This is a genomic window from Roseobacter cerffii (assembly GCF_054226325.1).
The window spans coordinates 3,309,455-3,327,460 of the sequence record NZ_CM135757.1 but is presented as its reverse complement, the minus strand read 5'-3'; the positions used below and the strand labels follow the sequence as shown (position 1 = coordinate 3,327,460).

Annotated in this window: 15 protein-coding genes; 5 read left to right on the top strand and 10 right to left on the bottom strand. The window is 64.1% G+C overall.

Going from position 1 to position 18,006, the window contains the following annotated elements; genetic code table 11:
• Positions 1-11 precede the first annotated feature (11 nt).
• Both ACVC7O_RS16125 and ACVC7O_RS16120 read right to left on the bottom strand, forming a co-directional pair.
• Complete coding sequence (locus tag ACVC7O_RS16125) at positions 12-893, bottom strand: ABC transporter permease subunit (protein ID WP_458323134.1); 882 nt, start codon at positions 891-893, stop codon at positions 12-14.
• 82 nt (positions 894-975) lie between these two features.
• Positions 976-2,274, bottom strand: coding sequence for an extracellular solute-binding protein (locus ACVC7O_RS16120; protein ID WP_458323133.1), 1,299 nt, complete (start codon positions 2,272-2,274; stop codon positions 976-978).
• A 246-nt stretch (positions 2,275-2,520) separates the two neighbouring features.
• On the opposite strand from ACVC7O_RS16120, the gene ACVC7O_RS16115 reads away from it, so the two are divergent.
• Both ACVC7O_RS16115 and ACVC7O_RS16110 read left to right on the top strand, forming a co-directional pair.
• Positions 2,521-3,546, top strand: a complete 1,026-nt coding sequence (locus tag ACVC7O_RS16115) for a LacI family DNA-binding transcriptional regulator (protein ID WP_458323132.1) — start codon at positions 2,521-2,523, stop codon at positions 3,544-3,546.
• Positions 3,547-3,703: 157 nt separating this feature from the next.
• Positions 3,704-4,384 (top strand): SGNH/GDSL hydrolase family protein, encoded by a 681-nt coding sequence (locus ACVC7O_RS16110; RefSeq protein WP_458323131.1) that lies wholly within the window; start codon positions 3,704-3,706, stop codon positions 4,382-4,384.
• Here the strand turns inward: ACVC7O_RS16110 and ACVC7O_RS16105 are convergent.
• The 7 genes from ACVC7O_RS16105 to hisD all read right to left on the bottom strand — a co-directional run bounded on the left by ACVC7O_RS16105 (position 4,381) and on the right by hisD (position 10,118).
• The gene (locus ACVC7O_RS16105; protein WP_458323130.1) at positions 4,381-5,415 is read right to left on the bottom strand and encodes an alpha-hydroxy acid oxidase; all 1,035 of its coding nucleotides are present in this window, start codon (positions 5,413-5,415) and stop codon (positions 4,381-4,383) included. The two genes, ACVC7O_RS16110 and ACVC7O_RS16105, sit on opposite strands and share 4 nt — an antisense overlap.
• 74 nt (positions 5,416-5,489) lie before the next feature.
• Positions 5,490-6,044, bottom strand: coding sequence for a sulfopyruvate decarboxylase subunit beta (comE, locus tag ACVC7O_RS16100; RefSeq protein ID WP_458323129.1), 555 nt, complete (start codon positions 6,042-6,044; stop codon positions 5,490-5,492).
• On the bottom strand, positions 6,041-6,547 hold the full coding sequence (comD, locus tag ACVC7O_RS16095) for a sulfopyruvate decarboxylase subunit alpha (protein WP_458323128.1): 507 nt from the start codon (positions 6,545-6,547) through the stop codon (positions 6,041-6,043). The genes comE and comD overlap by 4 nt, the downstream gene beginning before the upstream one ends.
• A gap of 53 nt (positions 6,548-6,600) precedes the next feature.
• Positions 6,601-7,005, bottom strand: a complete 405-nt coding sequence (locus tag ACVC7O_RS16090; RefSeq protein WP_458323127.1) for a universal stress protein — start codon at positions 7,003-7,005, stop codon at positions 6,601-6,603.
• 33 nt (positions 7,006-7,038) lie between these two features.
• On the bottom strand, positions 7,039-8,055 hold the full coding sequence (locus tag ACVC7O_RS16085) for an alcohol dehydrogenase catalytic domain-containing protein (protein WP_458323126.1): 1,017 nt from the start codon (positions 8,053-8,055) through the stop codon (positions 7,039-7,041).
• Positions 8,052-8,804 carry an SDR family NAD(P)-dependent oxidoreductase gene (locus ACVC7O_RS16080; protein WP_458323125.1) on the bottom strand — a complete coding sequence of 251 codons (753 nt, stop codon included), beginning with the start codon at positions 8,802-8,804 and terminating at the stop codon, positions 8,052-8,054. The genes ACVC7O_RS16085 and ACVC7O_RS16080 overlap by 4 nt, the downstream gene beginning before the upstream one ends.
• Before the next feature lie 6 nt (positions 8,805-8,810).
• The gene (gene hisD, locus ACVC7O_RS16075) at positions 8,811-10,118 is read right to left on the bottom strand and encodes a histidinol dehydrogenase (RefSeq protein WP_458323124.1); all 1,308 of its coding nucleotides are present in this window, start codon (positions 10,116-10,118) and stop codon (positions 8,811-8,813) included.
• 260 nt (positions 10,119-10,378) lie between these two features.
• Here hisD and ACVC7O_RS16070 point away from each other — a divergent pair, with 260 nt between their 5' ends.
• The gene (locus tag ACVC7O_RS16070; RefSeq protein ID WP_458323123.1) at positions 10,379-11,407 is read left to right on the top strand and encodes a LacI family DNA-binding transcriptional regulator; all 1,029 of its coding nucleotides are present in this window, start codon (positions 10,379-10,381) and stop codon (positions 11,405-11,407) included.
• Here ACVC7O_RS16070 and ACVC7O_RS16065 read toward each other — a convergent pair.
• Positions 11,361-14,870: an indolepyruvate ferredoxin oxidoreductase family protein gene (locus tag ACVC7O_RS16065; RefSeq protein WP_458323122.1), complete on the bottom strand. Its 3,510-nt coding sequence runs from the start codon at positions 14,868-14,870 to the stop codon at positions 11,361-11,363. The genes ACVC7O_RS16070 and ACVC7O_RS16065 overlap by 47 nt on opposite strands.
• Before the next feature lie 221 nt (positions 14,871-15,091).
• Between ACVC7O_RS16065 and ACVC7O_RS16060 the strand changes: the two genes are divergently transcribed.
• Positions 15,092-16,207, top strand: a complete 1,116-nt coding sequence (locus tag ACVC7O_RS16060) for an S-(hydroxymethyl)glutathione dehydrogenase/class III alcohol dehydrogenase (protein ID WP_458323121.1) — start codon at positions 15,092-15,094, stop codon at positions 16,205-16,207.
• Between the two features lie 12 nt (positions 16,208-16,219).
• Positions 16,220-17,863, top strand: a complete 1,644-nt coding sequence (locus ACVC7O_RS16055; protein ID WP_458323120.1) for a tetratricopeptide repeat protein — start codon at positions 16,220-16,222, stop codon at positions 17,861-17,863.
• Positions 17,864-18,006 lie beyond the last annotated feature (143 nt).

Genomic DNA, 18,006 nt, shown 5'->3' with positions numbered 1-18,006 from the left:
TCTCTGCCCCCTCACGTATAGTGGATCCGGCGCTCGAGCAGCCGGAACTGGAATATTGTCAGCGCGAGCACGAGGACCATCAGGATGACGGATTGCGCCGAAGACCCGCCCAGATCATTGCCCCGGAACCCATCCACGAAGACCTTGTAGACCAGCGTCATCGGATTGTTGCCGGGCTCGCTTTTGACCAGCGTGTCGATGATCCCGAAGGTGTCAAACAGCGCATAGGTGATGTTGATGATCAGCAAGAAGAAGGCGGTCGGCGCCAGCAGCGGGAAGGTGATGTCCCAGAACCGCCGCGTGCCCGAGGCATTGTCGATCAGCGCCGCCTCACGCACCGCGCGCGGGATCGACTGCAGCCCTGACAGGAAGAAGATGAAGTTGACGGGCGCCTGTTTCCAGACCGCCACAACCACCATCGCCGTCGCCGTATCGCCGTAGTTCACGCCCAGCCGGAACTCATAGCCGAAGAAGCCGTAAAGCTCGGTCAGCGGCCCGTTGCTCTGGTTGAAGAGCATCACCCCCATCAGCCCCGCCACCGGTGGTGCGACCGCATAGACCCACATCAGCAGCGTGCGATAGCTCTTGGCGCCGCGGATCACCTTGTCGGCCTTCACGGCCAGCAGCAGAGCAATGGCCAGCGAAAAGAAGGTGACGAGGGCCGTATACCACAGCGTGAACCACGCCACCCGGCGGTACTCGCTTGATCCCAGAATGTCGGTGTAATTGTCGAACCCCACGAAGGTGGAGCCAAAGCCGAACGGGTCCTGCAGGTAGAACGATGATTGGATGGCGTAGCCCGCGGGCCAGTAAAAGAACACCATGATGATGCTCAACTGTGGCACCAGCAACATGATGGGCAGCCACGGATGTGAAAATCCAGCGCGTTTCACCTGTCGTCCCCCGGGTTTTTATATGTCTTCAGGTGTCAGGCGGCGCCGATGCGGCCCCGCCTGGTCAGTATAGCAGGGTGTGTTACCCTTGGGTCTTGGCAAAGCGCGCCAGCAGCGCGTTGGCCTCTTCCTCGATGGTCGCAAAGGCGTCATCCACCGATGTCTCACCGGTCAGGATGCGGCCATACTCGCGGTTCATCACGTCGCGGATCTGCACGTAGAAGCCCATGCGATAGCCCTTGGTCCAGTCACCCGCAGGCAGCGACAGCTGCTGGATGCCCACTTCTGCCGCAGGCTTCTCGGCATAGTAGCCTTCGGTCTTCGCCATGTCGTACGCGGCTTCGGTGATCGGCACATAGCCGGTTTCCTTGTGCCACATCACCTGCACCTCAGGCGACGCCATGAACTCGAAGAAGCGCGCGGTGGCTTCGTTCTCTTCAGCGGATTTGCCGGACATCGCGAAAAGGGCCGCGCCGCCGATAAAGGTCTGCTTCGGCTCGGCCGTCACACCTTCCCAATAGGGCAGCATGGTCGCGGAGAAGGGGAATTCCACCTTCTGCAGCAGGCCACCGAAGGAGCCGGAGGAGCCCAGCCACATCGCCACTTCACCGTCCTCGAAGGGCTTGGCGTTGTCGCCCCAGCCGGTGCCATACCACTCAAAGAGGCCCGCGTCCTTCCACTCTTTCAGAGCGGTGAAATGCGCCTTGATGGCCGGGTGGTTCACCTTGATCTCGGTCGCCGGCTCATCATAGCCGTTGCCGTTGTTGGCAAACTGGATGTCATGACGCGAGAAGAAGTTCTCGGTGAAGATCCAGGGCAGGTGCGACTGGCTCAGCGGGATGTAGCCCGCCTCTTTCAGCGCCGGTGCGGTGGTTTCCGCGAACTCTTCCCAGGTCGCAGGCGGGGTCACACCGGCCTTCTCCAGCGCTTCCTCGTTGTAATAGAGGATCGGTGTGGAGGAGTTGAACGGCATGCCGATCATCTTGCCATCGGCATCCGCATAGAAATAGCGCACGCCGGCAATATAGTCGTTGATGTCGAAATCGACCTTGTTCTGCTCCAGCAGGTCTTCCACGGGGATGACCGCGCCCGCGGCACCGATCACGGTGGCGGCGCCGGCGTCAAACACCTGGATGATGTTGGGCTGCTCACCCGCGCGGAAGGCGGCGATGCCCGCGGTCAGCGTTTCTTCATAGGTTCCCTTGAACACAGGCGTGATCTTGTAGTCGTCCTGGCTTGCGTTGAAGTCCGCCGCGATCTGATTGACGGATTCCCCCAGCTGGCCGCCCATCGCGTGCCACCACGTAATTTCGGTTTCTGCAAAACTCGCCGTGGCCGTCAGACCAAAGGCTGTTGTTGCAGCAATCTTCAGAAGGTTCATGTTTCTCTCCCAAGCCCATGTTGGTTGCGCAAGACGCGCGTTCAGGTGTCCTGCGACCCGCCAACGCGGCGCAGTATCTCATGTGCAGCATTCGGCGATGTATGGTCAGCTTACCCGTCATATTGGCATGTAACAACGGGGTTGATTCCAAATGTGCACACGTGTTCAGCTAACCGAGATAGGTGACAGCCATGTGACGGTCTGGATCACCTTTCGGTGCGCTGCGCGCCACGATGGGGAGGTCTCATGAGCGATGAGAAAGACGCCCTGCAGCGGCCCGGCAAGCGCCCCCGGCGGGTGACGGCCGAGGATGTCGCGCGCGCCGCGGGTGTGTCGCGCACCGCCGTCTCCCGCGCCTTCAACCCCGACAGCTATCTCGACTCCGCCAAGCGCGAGCGTGTGCTCACAACCGCGCTCCAGATCGGCTACCGCCCCAACGCGCTGGCCGCGAGCCTGCAGGGCACCCGCACCGATCTGGTCGGCGTCATCGCAGGCGATCTGGGCAATCACTACGACAGCGAATTCGTCGCCGCTCTGGTGGCCGCGCTCAATGCCGCGGACAAATGGCCGCTGGTGCTGGGCGGGCGCGACACGGTCACCGACCAGGCGATCCTCTCGGTCCTGCGCTACCCGCTCGACGCGCTGATCATCCGCGGCGGCAGCATCAGCCCCGAGATCAGCGCGACCTGTGAAAAACTCAATATTCCCATGATCTTCGCAGGCCGCCAAGGCAGCAACCCGCTGTCCGACAGCGTCTTCTGCGACAACCGCGCAGGCACGGCCATGGCCGTCGATCTGCTGCTTGCGACCGGGCGGCGCGCCTTCGGCTATCTGGGCGGCCCGGCGGATTGGTCGTCCGAGACCGAGCGTTTGCAAGGTGTCCAACAGCGGCTCTCGGCCGCCGGGCACCACCTCCTCGCCCATCGCAATGCGGATTACACGCTGGACGGTGGGCGCCTCGCGGCCCGATCGCTTTTGCAGGCGCATGACATTGACGCGCTGATCTGCGCCAATGACGCGATGGCCCTCGGCGCGCTGTCCTGTGCGCGGCATGTCCTGGGGCGCGCGGTACCGCAGGATCTCGCGATCGTCGGGTTTGACGATATGTCGATGTCGCGCTGGCCCGAGTTCGCACTCACAACCCTGCGCAACCCCATTGACCGCACGGTGCAGGAAATCCTGCGCCTGCTCGAGATGCGCATGGCGCATCCGCAGCGCCCGGGCGAGCGCGTGATCATCGCGCCGACCCTCAAGGCCCGCGCGACGCACTGACCGCGCGCCACCGCCAATCCTTAAAATTCGCTGAAAGTCTGCGGTGTTTTTCCGGGTGCATCCGGGCGGATGTTAACGGGTTTTCGGGCGCGATGCGGTACTCAAGGGGCAAGGGTAAATCCGGCTAGCCGGGTGTTGTGAAAATGGTGGTGGTGACATGAAAACTCTTTTGATTCAATTCAGTGCGATTGTGCTGTTCCTCGTGGGCTGTGGCGAATACGTGCCGCATGACAAAAACCCGCGCATTCTGGCGATGGGCGATTCGATGATGGCCTGGCACGCAGGCACCGATCAGGGGATCGCCGATGGCGTCGAACAGATCCTGCAGGAGCCGGTGATTGACCGCTCCGTCGTGGGCGCGCGCATCATCTACCACCTGCCGATCACAGGCGCGATGGGTCTGAACATTTCCAAGCAATACGTCCCCGGCCAGTGGGAATGGGTCATCATCAACGGTGGCGGCAATGATCTGTGGCTCGGGTGCGGCTGCAGTCGCTGTGACAACCGCATGAACCGCATGCTCAGCTCCGATGGCCAACAGGGTGAGATTGCCCGCATGGTTGGCGACATCCGCCAGGGTGGCGCACAGGTGATTTATGTGGGCTACCTCCGCAGCCCGGGCGTCGGCTCGATCATCGAGCATTGCCGCGACGAGGGCAACGAGCTTGAGCGTCGGATCAACCGCATGGCCAAGGCCGACCGTGGCGTGCACTTCGTCTCCCTGCAGGACCTCGTGCCTTACGGTGACCGTTCCTTCCATGGGGGCGACCGCATCCATCCCTCCAAGAAGGCCACCGACGCCATCGCACGCCGGATCGCGCGCATCATCAACGGTTAAGCGGCTGGTCGGGGCAGGCGGGTCAGGCCCATCTGCGCCAGTGTCAGCCCCACTTCCTCGGTGATCAACTCCCAGAAGCGGGCCAGCCCCGCTTCTCCGCCTGCGGCGATGGCAAACTGAAGCGCCCGTCCGAAAAAGACGAAATTCGCGCCCATTGCATAGGCTTTCACCACATCCTCGCCGGACCGCAGCCCGGTGTCGTAAAACAGCGGATAGTCCGGCCCCAGGGCCTCGCGGATTGCGCGCAGGGCGAGGATCGGCGGTGGCGCGGAATCCAATTGCCGCCCCCCGTGGCTGGACACCTGAATAGCATCCACACCTTCGGCCTTCAGCCGCTCCGCATCACCCACATGGGTCACCCCCTTGGCGACGAGCTTGCCGTCCCACTGGTCGCGCAGCCGTTTCAGAAACGCCCAATCCGCCGCGGCCCGGCTCTCCGTGCGGTCAAAGGTGAACCCGTCTTTCTGAAAATTGGCCAGCTCCGGTGCCCCCGCCAGCAGGGTCGAGATTGACCAGCGCGGATGCAGCGCAAAATCGATGAACTGCATCGGCCCGATCCGGAAGGGCATCTTGAACCCGCGCCGCAGCTCCCTTGGGCGTCGTCCAACCTCCGGCACATCCAGCGTCATCACCAGCGTTGTGTACCCTGCGGCCTTCGCCCGCTCCACCAGCTTCGCCGTGCCACTGCCATCCCCGCTGAAATAAAGCTGAAACCACGCGTGGCCCTCCGCCTCTTCGATGATCCGCTCCATCGCGGTTGAGGCGACGGTCGACACCCCATGCGGCACCTGATGTTTCGCGGCCATCCGCGCCAGCATCAGGTCCGCACCCGGGCCTGCCAGGTTGCACATCCCCATGGGGCTGATCCCGAACGGCACCCGCCCCGCATGGCCAAACACCGGCGCGCTCAGATCGCGCTCCGCCACGTTGACCAGCACCCGTGGCTGCAGCTCGATCTCGCGCAGGGCGGCCAGGTTGCGCGCTTCCGCGACACCCTCACCCGCCGCCCCGTCTATGTAATCAAACACCATCCACGGCAGACGCCTGCGCGCAGCGCGTCGGGCATCCGCATAAGAGTGGATGGTGTTCGCCCCTCCCAAGGGATTCAGGCCTGCACCGCTTTCATGAACCGGTCACGGATCACGACGGGGTCCATCGTGATCACAGGCATCTTGGCGTTGCCGCTGTCGCATTTCACCACCATGATGGTCATCTCACCGCTGTCGAGCGCCTCCTGCAGCACGCGGCCCGTATCCACATCCTGGCATTCGATCACCCGCTCACAACCACAGGCCTCGGCCACCTTCGCCAGCGAGGTCTTCTTGCCGGTGTATGTCGGTTGGTCCCCGGTCGAGCCATAAGACCCATTGTCGATGATCATCAGGATATAGTTCTTGGCCACATTGTTCGCGATGGTCGGCAGCGTGCCCATGTTGGTCAGGATCGAGCCGTCGCCGTCGATCACCACCACCGGTTTCGGCTGCGCCAACGCCAGACCCAGGCCAATCGACGAGGCCAGTCCCATGGTCCCCAGCATGTAAAAATTGCTCGGCTGATCGTCGATGGCATGCAACTCCTGACTGGGGATGCCGATGTTACAGACCACCAGCTGGTCGCGCAGGATCGGGGCGATCTCTTTCAGTATCTCGGAACGGATCATTGGTCGCCATAGCCTCCCCAGAAGGACGCATCCGTCAGGATCGCCACAGGTTTGTTGCACATGAAGGTGTAGTTCAGGATTTCCGGCAGCTCGTCCGCATCGGCCTCCTTGTGGAAGTGATAGGTGGGGATCAGCAGCTGATCGAGCAGCGCCTTGGTGTGCACCGCCATCTCCACCTGGCAAGCCACCGGCTCGCGCAGCTCGCCGCGATAGGAGATCAGCATCGGCAGCGGCATCCGATAATACTGCGTCAGCGTCACCAGCGTGTTGATGGTCACCCCGATCGCGGTGTTCTGCATGATGATCATCGGCTTCTTGCCACCCATGAAGGCCCCGGCGCAGAGCCCCATGCCCTCATCCTCCTTGTTGGACGGAATGTGGTAGATCTCGGGGCGCGCCTCGACCTCGTCGATGACACCGGCCAGCTGTTTGCAGGGCACCGTCGTGACGAATTCGATGCCCGCGGCAACGACGTCATCCACGATCTTACTACTGATGGACACCTAAGTACTCCTTGTGATGAAGCGCATATATATCAGCGCTTTGTGAGCAGTTTCTAACGTATTACATAAACGGAACAGGGCGCATGCCGCACCACCCGCGACGAGGTCGAGCCCAGGAAATAGTCGCTCAGCCCGGGCTTGTGAGAGCCGACGATGATGCAGTCCGCCCCGATCTTGTTGGCGTATTGCGTGATCGCCTGTCCGGGCGAGCCGTGCAGCATCACCGGCTCCACATCCGGCGTGTCGGCCACCCGCGCGGCGAGCTTTTCCTTGGCCGCGTCCACCGCCTGCCGCATGACGTCTTCCGAGACATAGGCGGTCACGGTGGCATGGGGCGTTTCATGCACGTGCACCGCATGGATCTCCCCGTCGTCGCCTTTCAGATGCCGCGCCATGGCCAGGGCTTCTTCGCTGATCCCGTGGTCCAGAGCGAGCGAAACGATGATTTTCTTATGCATGTCGATGTCCTTTGCGCATGGGTTGGATGAGCCTCAAGTCTCGGTCCCGCCATGGTCCGGGGTCAACATGATTTTCGGCGCCGCCACGCGCCCCGCGCGGATGTCCTGGAAGGCGCCATGCCCTGCCGACAAGGGCCGCTCCTCGATCCAGTCGAGCCGTCCCAGCCGCCCCTCGAAAATCGCTGCAGCCGTCGCCGCAAAATCCGCGGCCGTATAGGTGTAGGTGCCGATGAAGGTGATTTCCTGCAGTGTCATCCGCCGGATATCGAGACCACCCTCGGCCTCGCCCAGCCCGATGTGCACGATCACCCCGCCGGGCCGCGCGATGGCGCTCGCCGTGGCGCGGGTGGCGGCATAGCCGACGCCGTCAATCACGATATCCGCGGCACCATTCCCCGGCATCGCGGGTTCGCCCGGCGCGCAGACTTCAAAGCCCGCCACATCGGCCAGCCGCGCGCGCCGCGTCTCGTTGGGCTCGACCAGCATGATATCTTGGGCCCCTTGCGCGGCCAGCGACAGGGCCGCGCCGACACCAATCGCACCACCCCCGATCACCACGGCCCGCGCGCCTGACAAATCGCCGCCCAGCACGGCCCGGCCCAGCCGCACCCCGTGCCATCCACAGGCAATCGGTTCCGCCAGCGCCGCATGGGCGAGTGGCACGTGGTCCGGCACGGTGATCAGGTTGCGCAGCGGCATCGCCACGTAGTCGGCGAAAGCGCCTTCCCGCGGTGGCATCGAAATGATCTGCCGCTGCGGGCAGAGGTTCTCGCGTCCGCTTTTGCAAAACTCACAGACCCCGCAAGCCACCAGCGGGTTGATCGTCACGCGCCGCCCGTCTTCAGGCCCGCCGACGACCACACCTGCCGCCTCATGGCCCAGCGTCAGCGGGGCAGGGCGGCGCGCATCATGTCCCAGATAGGCATGCATGTCCGAGCCGCAGATGCCCGAGGCTTCGATCCGCACCAGCGCCTCGCCGTCGCCCGCCTCGGGGCGCGGGCGATCCATATAGGTGAGCTCTTCCACCCCGGTATAGACAAGCGCCTTCATTTTGCGGTGAACCCCCCGTCCACGAACAGGGTCTGTCCGGTCACATAGTCGGACGCCTTCGAGCAGAAGAACATCAAGGGGCCGTCGAGGTCCTCCGGTTCGCCATTGCGCCCGATGCAGGTCTGGTCCGCGTTACGCTGCGCGAGCTCCGCATTGGCAAAGACAGGGCCAGTCAGCTCCGTGCGGAAGAACCCGGGCGCCAACGCATTCGCGGTGATCCCATCGGCAGACCAGGCCTCCGCCATGGCCCGTGTCATCTGTTCGACACCGCCTTTCGACGCGCCATAGCTGATGCCATTTGCAAAGGCGCGTCGCGATTGCAGCGAGGCGAAATTCACGATCCGGCCCCAGCCTTTTTCCTTCATGCCCGGCACCAGCTTTTGCGCCAGAAAAAACGGCGCGGCGAGGTTGAGATTCAAGGTCACGTCCCAGCCCTCGTCCGTGACCTCATCCGCGTGCTGCCGCGTATTGATCCCCGCAGCGTTGATCAGGATGTCCACCGGCCCAAACGGTGCGGTCACCGCCACGGCGATGCCGCGCAACGCCGCCCGGTCCGACAGGTCCGCGGCCACTGTTGCGGTCTCGCCGTCCGTCTCCTGTTGCCACTCCGAGAGCTGATCCGCCCGCCGCGCCAGCCCCACGACCCGGGCGCCCGCTTCCGCGAGCAGCCGTGCCGCCTGCCGCCCGAGGCCACTGCTGGCCCCGGTCACGCAGGCGGTCTTGCCGGAGACGTCAAAGAGCGGCGGCATCCTCGATCAGTCCATCGCCGAGAGGTCGAAGTTCTCTTCGGGGAAGTATTTGTGCAGCCGCGCATCCGCTGAACGCGCGTGCCCTTCCATGCCCTCCAGCCGCGAGATGCGCGCCGTGGCCTCGGCCACAGGCCGCGAGCCTTCGCGCGTCGCGCGCTGCCAGGTCACGATCTTCATGTATTTATGCACCGAGAGCCCACCGGTGTATTTCGCCGATTGTGAGGTCGGCAGCACGTGGTTCGTCCCCGACGCCTTGTCGCCAAAGGCCACGGTGGTCTCCTCGCCCAGAAACAGCGAGCCATAGCACTGCAACCGGTCGAGCCACCATTCCAGATCGTCGGCCTGCACGGTCAGGTGCTCGGGCGCGTAATCGTCGGAACAGGCGGCCATTTCCTCGCGGTTGGGGCAGATGATCACCTCGGCATAGTCGCGCCAGGCCGCTTCCGCATTGGCGCGGTTCAGCTCGGGCAGATCGGCGATCAGTTTTGGCACGATCTCCATGACCTTCTCGGCCAGCGGGCGATCATCGGTCACCAGCCAGACCGGCGAGTTATACCCGTGCTCCGCCTGTCCCACGAGGTCGGTCGCCACGATGAACGGGTCCGCGCCCTTATCCGCCAGGATCAGGCTGTCGGTCGGCCCCGCGATCATGTCGATGCCAACGCGCCCGAACAAGATGCGCTTGGCCTCCGCCACGAACTGGTTGCCGGGCCCCACGAGGATATCCGCTTTTGGCAGGCCGAAGAGACCAAATGTCATCGCCGCCACGCCCTGCACCCCGCCCATCGACAGGATCTTATCCGCGCCACAGAGGTTCGCCGCATAGATGATGGCGGGCGCGATGCCTTCGCCGGCGCGCGGCGGCGAGCAGGCCACGATGTGCTGACACCCGGCCACTTTCGCCGTCGTCACCGTCATGATCGCGCTCGCGATATGGCTGTAGCGCCCGCCCGGCACATAACAGCCCGCCGCCCGGCAGGGGATCGCCTTCTGCCCCGCAATCAGCCCCGGCACCACCTCGAGCTCCACATCGCTCATCGTTGACTTCTGCACCTCGGCAAAGCGGCGCACGTTGTCATGGGCGAAGGCAATGTCGTCCTTCAGCTTCTGCGACACCAATACGGACGCGGCGGCGATCTCCTCCTCCCCGAGGATCACGTTGCCCTGATAGTTGTCGAACTTCTGGGCATACTTCATCGCCGCCGCGTCCCCCCCGGCCTCGATGTCGTTGAGGATGCCTTGGACGGTTTCGCGCACATCGCCCGCATCCGTCATCGCGGTTTTTTCAGCTTTCTTGAGGTACTCTCGCGCCATTGCAGGGGTCCTATCTGGTGATCCGGATCAAGTGTCAGGCCGGAGGGCGGCCCACAGCATATTTCTGCATCGCATCGACCGTGCGGTCACCCCCGGAACGGAGCTCGGTGCACCTGGCCCGCGACCCCTGTTAACATATTTGTGTAAGCGCTTACATCGAGTCGCGCAAGCCCCAAGTTTTATGTTCTGTTTCAGCCGCTTGTCCTGAAACAGCGAAAAAACCCGAGCCATCGCGCGCAAAGATGGCTATAGATCACGGGATGAGTAAATCCAGCGCGCCCACCCTCGAAGACGTCGCACGCATGGCCGGTGTGTCCACCGCCAGCATCTCGCGTGCGCTCAATGACCCGGACAAGGTGGCCAAACCCACGCGTGACAAGATCGAAGCCGCGATAGAAGCACTGGGCTACACGCCCAACTTCGGCGGGCGGGCGCTGGCCAGCAACCGCACCAACACCGTGGGCGCGATCATCCCCAGCATGGCCAACGCGATGTTCGCCAGTGGGGTGCAGGCGTTTCAGGAGGTGCTTTCCGAAGCAGGCGTCAACCTGCTGTTGGCGACCACTGGCTATGACCCCGAGCAGGAGCTGCGCCAGATCAAATCGCTCATCGCCCATGGGGCTGACGGGCTGATGCTGATCGGTGATGCGCGCCCAGAAAGCACCTGCGCGTTCCTCCAGAAACGCCGGGTGCCGCATGTGATCTCCTGGTGCTACCGCCCCGAGGCGGCGCCCGTCTACGTGGGTTTTGACAACCGCGCGGCGGCCTATGATGCGACGCGCCGGGTGCTTGACCTTGGCCACCGGCGCCTCGCGATGATCTGCGGCGTGCGCGACGGCAACGACCGCGCGCGCGACCGGCTCGATGGGGTTCGCGCCGCAATTACCGACTTCGGGCAAGGCGCAGAATTGCTGCGGGTGGAAGAGGCGAAGTACCGGCTTGAATTCGGCGGCGATGCCTTTGCGCGCATCGTGTCCAATGCCGCTCAGCCCACTGCGATCATGTGCGGCAACGATGTGCTCGCCGCCGGCGCCCTCAAACGCGCCCGTGACATGGGCATCGAGGTACCGGGGCAGGTGTCGCTGGTGGGCTTCGATGACATTGGTCTGGCGTCGGTTGTGACCCCGCCGCTGGCCACCGTGCGCGTGCCGCAGATCGAGATGGGCCGCGCCGCCGCCCGGCTGCTGCTGGCCAAGCTCAGCGGAGAGGAGGGTGCGGGTCCGGTCGAGCTGCCCACCGAATTCATCCTCCGCGCGTCTCTTGCACCGCCTGCGCCACCCGCGCCCTGACCTCAACCGCTGCGGCCTCCTTGACCGGCCCGTACCCGCGGATGTCCATCGGCGCGGCGAGCACTGCGCGCACCGTTTCCTCTTCGCCAGCCTGCCACAGCGCGGGCACCTCGGCCAGCACACCTTCGAACCAGAGGATCAGCGCGCGCTCCAGCTTGCGGTCGGGGTGATAGCCGAAGGGATCCGCCCAGGTCCCGCGCAACCGCTTCATCCGCGCCAGGACCGCGAAGACGTGGCCTATCCAGGGTCCGAAGCTGCGTTTTTGCGGGCGACCGCGCGCGTCCTTACGCCGGGCCAGAACAGGGGGCGCCAGATGATACCGGGGCTTGATCGGCCCGTCGAACTCCGCCGCCAGCCGCGCCAGGAAGCCTGGGTCCCGGTGGAGCCGCGCCACTTCATACTCGTCCTTGTAAGCCATCAGCTTGAACAGCGACTTGGCCGCCGTAATCCGAAGATCGTCAGGCAAGTCCCCGAGCGGCGCCAGGGTGGCTTGGTATCGCGCCGCGTAGCGCGCATCCTGATGCTCCGTCAGAAAACCCGTGCGGTGGGAGAGCACCTGCGCCAGCGTCTCGGTGGCTTGCGGAGTGGGAACAGCGCCCTCGCCCCCATCGAGGGGGTTCGGGCGCTGCCCGGCGCTGCCCGCCGGGCGGACCGGTGGCGCTGTCCGGTCTCGGTTGTCAGCCTCCTGTGCTGTGGCCAGCTTGTCCGGCGCTGCCGCCATCACCCGCCCGCAGGCAAAGGCGCGCGCATTTTCCGCAGGCTTCACGCCATTCAGGTCCATGGCGCGCGCCAGCGCCTCCAGCCCGACCGGCACCAACCCGCGCTGCCAGGCAAAACCCAGCAGGATCACATTGGCATAAACCGCGTCGCCCATCAGCCGCTCCGCCAACTGGCCGGCATCGAAGCTGTCCACTGCCTCCGGGCCGACCACCTCCCGGATCGCCGCCTCCCGCGCGTCGATCTGCAGCGTCGCATCGCGGTTCAGCACCAGATCACCCGTGGGCATCTCGGCAAGGTTCAGCGCCACGCGCGTGCCCCTGCGATAATGCGCAGAGGCCTTGGGCGAGGAGCAGACCACCGCGTCGCAGCCGATCACCGCGTCCGCTGCGCCCATGTCGATCCGGGGCTGATGCAAGAGTGCAGGGTCGTCGGCCAACCGCACATAACCCAGCACCGTGCCGAACTTTTGCGCAAAGCCCGTGAAGTCGAGCACGCTCGCGCCCTTGCCTTCCAGATGTGCTGCCATGGAGATCAGCGCACCCACTGTGATCACCCCGGTCCCGCCGACGCCGCTGACCAAGAGGTTGTAGGGCTGATCGAGCGGCGGCAGATCAGGCAGGGGCAGGGTCGCGCAGATCGCGGCCACGTCGATCTCGTCCTTGGGGGTGGTGCGGCGGCGCGCGCCTTTCAGCGTGACAAAGCTTGGACAGAACCCGCTCAGACAGGAGAAATCTGCGTTGCAACTCGGCTGGTTGATCCGCCGCTTGCGCCCGAACTCCGTCTCCACCGGCTCCACACTGAGACAATTGCTCTCGACCGAGCAATCGCCACAGCCCTCGCAGACCAGCTCATTGATCACCACGACCTGGTCCGCTTTTGGCAGTGTCCCACGCTTGCGTTTGCGTCGCTTTTCCGTGGCGCACATCTGCTCGTAAATGAGCACAGAGACGCCCGGGACCTCCCGCAGCTCCCGCTGAAGCTTGTCCATCTCCGATCTCGAATGAAAGCTTGTCCCCAACGGAAAGTCGCTGGCTTGAAATTTCCCGATATTGTTTGAGACCAGGGCAATTCTATCCACACCCTCTGCTCGGCAGCTCCGCGCGATGCCCAAAACTGACACTGGGCCGTCCACCGGCTGGCCGCCGGTCATCGCCACGGCGTCATTGTATAAAATTTTATAGGTGATATTTGCGCCCGCCGCCACCGCCTGCCGGATCGCGAGTGAACCGGAGTGATACCAGGTGCCCTCGCCGAGGTTCTGGAAGATGTGCTTGCCGCCATTAAACATCGACTGCGTGATCCACGGCACCCCTTCGCCGCCCATCTGCGCATAGCCTACCGTCTCGCGGTCCATCCAACTGGCCATGACGTGGCAGCCGATCCCGCTGGCCGCTTGCGAGCCTTCGGGCACCTTGGTTGAGGTGTTGTGCGGGCAGCCCGAGCAGAAATACGGCGTCCGCGTCGCCCCCTCGATCCGCAACGCAGGCGGCGCTTCCCGCGTCAGCGCCGCGGCCCTTTCCACGAAGCCTTCCTCCGGAAAGAACCGCGCCAACCGCCCCGCAATCAGCGGCAACAACAGCCGCGGCGACAACTCGCCCGTCCAGGGGACCAGCGGCTGCATCTCCTCGTCATGTTTGCCCACCATCCGCTCCGGTTTGCGCCCGGGCCAGTCATAGAAATGCTCCTTGAACTGGCTCTCGATGATCCCGCGTTTCTCCTCTATCACCATGACCTCGCGCTTGCCCGTCACGAAATCCAGCGCGGCGTGATGCGCCAGCGGCCAGACCATGCCGACCTTGTAGATGTCGATCCCCAGCGCCCGACAGCGCACCTCATCCAACCCCAGCAACCGCAGCGCCTCCATCAGATCGAGATGCCCCTTGCCCGTGGTCACAAACCCGAATCGCGCGCCCGCGATGCCATAGACCGCGTGATCAATCGGGTTCGCTTCGGCAAAGGCCTGCACCGCGTCGAGCTTCGCGCGAATCCGCGTCTCGATCCCGGGCGAGGGCAGGTCGGCGACCCGCACATGCAGCCCGCCGGGCGGCGCCACGAACTCCGGCTGCCGAAACACCCGATCCGGGACAAGCTCCACCGACTGTCCGCTTTCCACTGTCTCCGAGATTGCCTTGAACCCGACCCAGGTGCCCGAAAACCGCGAGAGGGCAAAGCCGTACTCGCCAAACGCTTGATACTCCGCCACGCTTGCCGGGTTCAGCGTCGGCATGAACCACGCCATGAAGGCCACGTCCGACTGATGCGGCATCGACGACGACACGCATCCATGATCGTCGCCCGCCACCACCAACACACCGCCTTTCGGCGAAGACCCATAGGCGTTGCCGTGCTTCAGGGCGTCGCCCGAGCGGTCCACCCCCGGCCCCTTGCCATACCACATGGAAAACACACCCTCGACCTCACACGCGGGATCAAGGCTCGCCTGCTGCGCGCCAAGGATCGCTGTTGCGCCAAGATCTTCGTTCACCGCAGCCAGAAATCGGATGCCCTGCGCCGTCAGCGCATCCGCGGTGCGCCACATCTCCTGATCTACACCGCCCAGGGGCGAGCCGCGATACCCCGAAACAAGCCCCGCCGTGCGCCGCCCCGCCGCCCGATCCCGTCGCGCCTGGTCCAGCATGATCCGCACCAGCGCCTGCGTTCCGGTCAGGAAGACACGCCCCGATGTCTTGCTGTACCGGTCCTGCAACGCATAGCTGTGATCAATCCGCGGGTGCTGGCTCATCGGGCTCCTCCGGCTGGCTGTGCCGTGATGTTAACCACTGCCTGTGAGAATTGCTGCGAAATCACAGCCAATCCGCCGCGATCTGACCAGAAAATTTCATCAGACGGGAACCTTCCGAAAAATCCTGCCATCGAAAGTGACGTCTGCCGCGCCACGATCTCTTGACAAGCGCGCCGCACGGTTTTCTCTGGGCGCATCACGTATTGATGAGGAGAGCCCCCATGCTAAAAACCCGCGCTGCTGTTGCGGTTGCTGCTGGTCAGCCGCTTGAGATCATGGAGGTGAACCTTGAAGGTCCGCGGGCGGGCGAGGTTTTGGTGGAGATCAAGGCGACGGGGCTCTGCCATACGGATGAGTTCACGCGCTCGGGCGATGACCCCGAGGGCATCTTCCCGGCGATCCTCGGCCACGAGGGCGCGGGTGTTGTCATCGAGGTGGGCGAGGGGGTCACGAGCCTCGAGGTGGGTGACCATGTGATCCCGCTCTACACGCCCGAATGCCGCGAATGCGAATACTGCCTGAACCCCAAAACCAACCTCTGCCAGAAGGTGCGCGCGACGCAAGGGCAGGGGCTGCTGCCCGATGGCTCGACGCGGTTTTCCATGCTCGACGGCACGCCGATCCACCACTACATGGGCTGCTCGACCTTCGCCAATCACACGGTGGTGCCCGAGATCGCGCTCGCCAAGGTGCGCAAGGACGCGCCCTTCGACAAGATCTGCTACATCGGCTGCGGCGTGACCACGGGCATTGGTGCCGTGATCAACACCGCCAAGGTCGAGATCGGCTCGCGCTGCGTGGTCTTTGGGCTGGGCGGCATCGGTCTCAACGTGATCCAGGGCCTGCGCATGGCGGGGGCGGACCAGATCGTGGGCGTTGATCTGAACGACGACAAGGCCACCATGGGACAACAGTTCGGAATGACGGATTTTGTCAATCCGTCGAAAGTGGATGGGGATATGGTGGCCCATCTGGTTGAATTAACCAAGGGTGGGGCGGACTACACCTTTGACGCCACGGGCAATGTGAACGTTATGCGCACAGCGCTCGAGGCGGCGCACAAGGGCTGGGGCGAGAGCATCATCATCGGGGTGGCCCCCGCGGGCGCCGAGATCTCGACACGGCCCTTCCAGCTGGTCACAGGCCGTGTCTGGCGCGGCACGGCCTTCGGCGGTGCCAAAGGGCGCACGGATGTGCCGAAGATCGTGGACTGGTACATGGACGGCAAGATCGAGATCGACCCGATGATCACCCACAAGCTGACCCTCGACGAGATCAACCACGGGTTCGAGCTCATGCACGAAGGCAAATCCATCAGGGCTGTGGTGGAGTTCTAGGGGGACACGGACATGCACGGTTTTGATCTTGGCAGCTACGCCCGCGCGGTGACCACCACCTCGGCAGAGGCGCAGGCCGAGGTCAACGCCGGGATGGTCTGGCTCTTCGGCTACAACCACGAGGCGGCGGCAGAGTGCTTTGCCAAGGCCGTCGCGGCCGATCCGGGCTGTGGCTTTGCCCACTGGGGCATCGCCTATGCTGTAGGCCCTAACTACAACAAACCATGGGAGTTTTTCACCACTGAAGAGCGCGTGACCACGCTTGCGCAGGCTCATGCAGCACTGGCCGAAGCGCAGGCGCTGGCGCCCAACCTTACCCCGGTTGAGACCGCCTTGATCGAGGCGCTGGCCGACCGGTTCCCCGAGGATCCTGAGATCGAGGACTATGCGCCCTGGAACGACGCCTTCTCGGATGCGATGCGCCGGGTCTACACCGATCATCCGCGCGACCTCGACGTGATCTGCCTCTTTGCCGAGGCGCTGATGAACCGCACGCCCTGGCTTTTGTGGGACCTGCCCTCGGGCCAACCGCGCGAAGGCGCTTCCACGCTCGAAGCGCAAGCCGCACTTGAAACCGCCTTCGATACGCTCCCGGGCGCCTGGGATCACCCGGGGCTCTTGCACATGTACATTCACCTCATGGAGATGTCGCCTGTCCCGGAGAAAGCGCTGCGGCATGGCGACCGCCTGGTCGATCTCGTGCCCGACTCCGGCCATCTGGTCCATATGGCCACCCATATCGACGTGCTCTGCGGCGATTATCAGAACGTGATCTGGCGCAACCGGCGCGCCGCCGAGGTCGACCGCAAGTACGAAGCGCTGGCGGGGGCCGAGAATTTCTACACCGTCTACCGCATCCACAACGTGCATTTCGAGGCCTATGGCGCGATGTTCCTCGGCCAGCCGGAGGTGGCGCTCGCCGCCTCCGACCGTCTCATCGAGATGCTGCCGGACCATGTGGTGCGCTATCTGCCGGACCTCTTCGAGAGCTTCTGGGGCAAGAAGATCCACGTGATGATCCGGTTCGGGATGTGGCAGGCGATCCTCGATGAACCGCTGCCCGAGGATGCCGAGCTCTACAGCTATACCACCTGCGCCATGCGACAGGCGCGGGTGATTGCGCTCGCCAACCTGGGCCAGATCGAAGCCGCACAGGCCGAGCGCGTTCAGGCGGATGCAGCTCTTGTCGCCGTCCAGCAAACGCGCATGGTTTTCAATAACTTCGCGAGCGATGTTCTTGCAGTAGGTGAAGCGATGATGGAGGGTGAGCTGGCCTTCAAATCCGGCGATACCGAGGGCGGGATTGCGCACCTGCAGCGCTCGGTCGCGCTGGATGATGCGTTGCTGTATGACGAGCCCTGGGGCTGGATGCAGCCCACCCGCCATGCCCTCGGCGCACTGCTGATGGAGGCGGGGCAGTATGAGGAGGCCGAAGCAGTCTACCGCGCCGATCTCGGGCTCGACGGGACGCTCGCCCGCGCCTGCCAGCACCCGCGCAACGTCTGGTCGCTGCACGGGCTGCACGAGTGCCTCATCCGACGTGGGGCCCTTGTCGAAGCGCGCCACATCAAGCTGCAGTTGGACCCGGCCCTCGCGCGGGCCACGGTCCCGATCCGCGCCTCCTGCTTCTGCCGCAGTAAGGTCGCAGCCGCCTGAGCGCGCGGTGTCAACGCCGTGCTCACATTCGGCGCCTTTTCGCCCCAAATCCGGTCCGCACCGATGTGGACACCGACGTAATACCGACGTGATACCGACGCGATACAGACAGCGGTTTCGGCCCTACCAGATAGGCGTTTCGG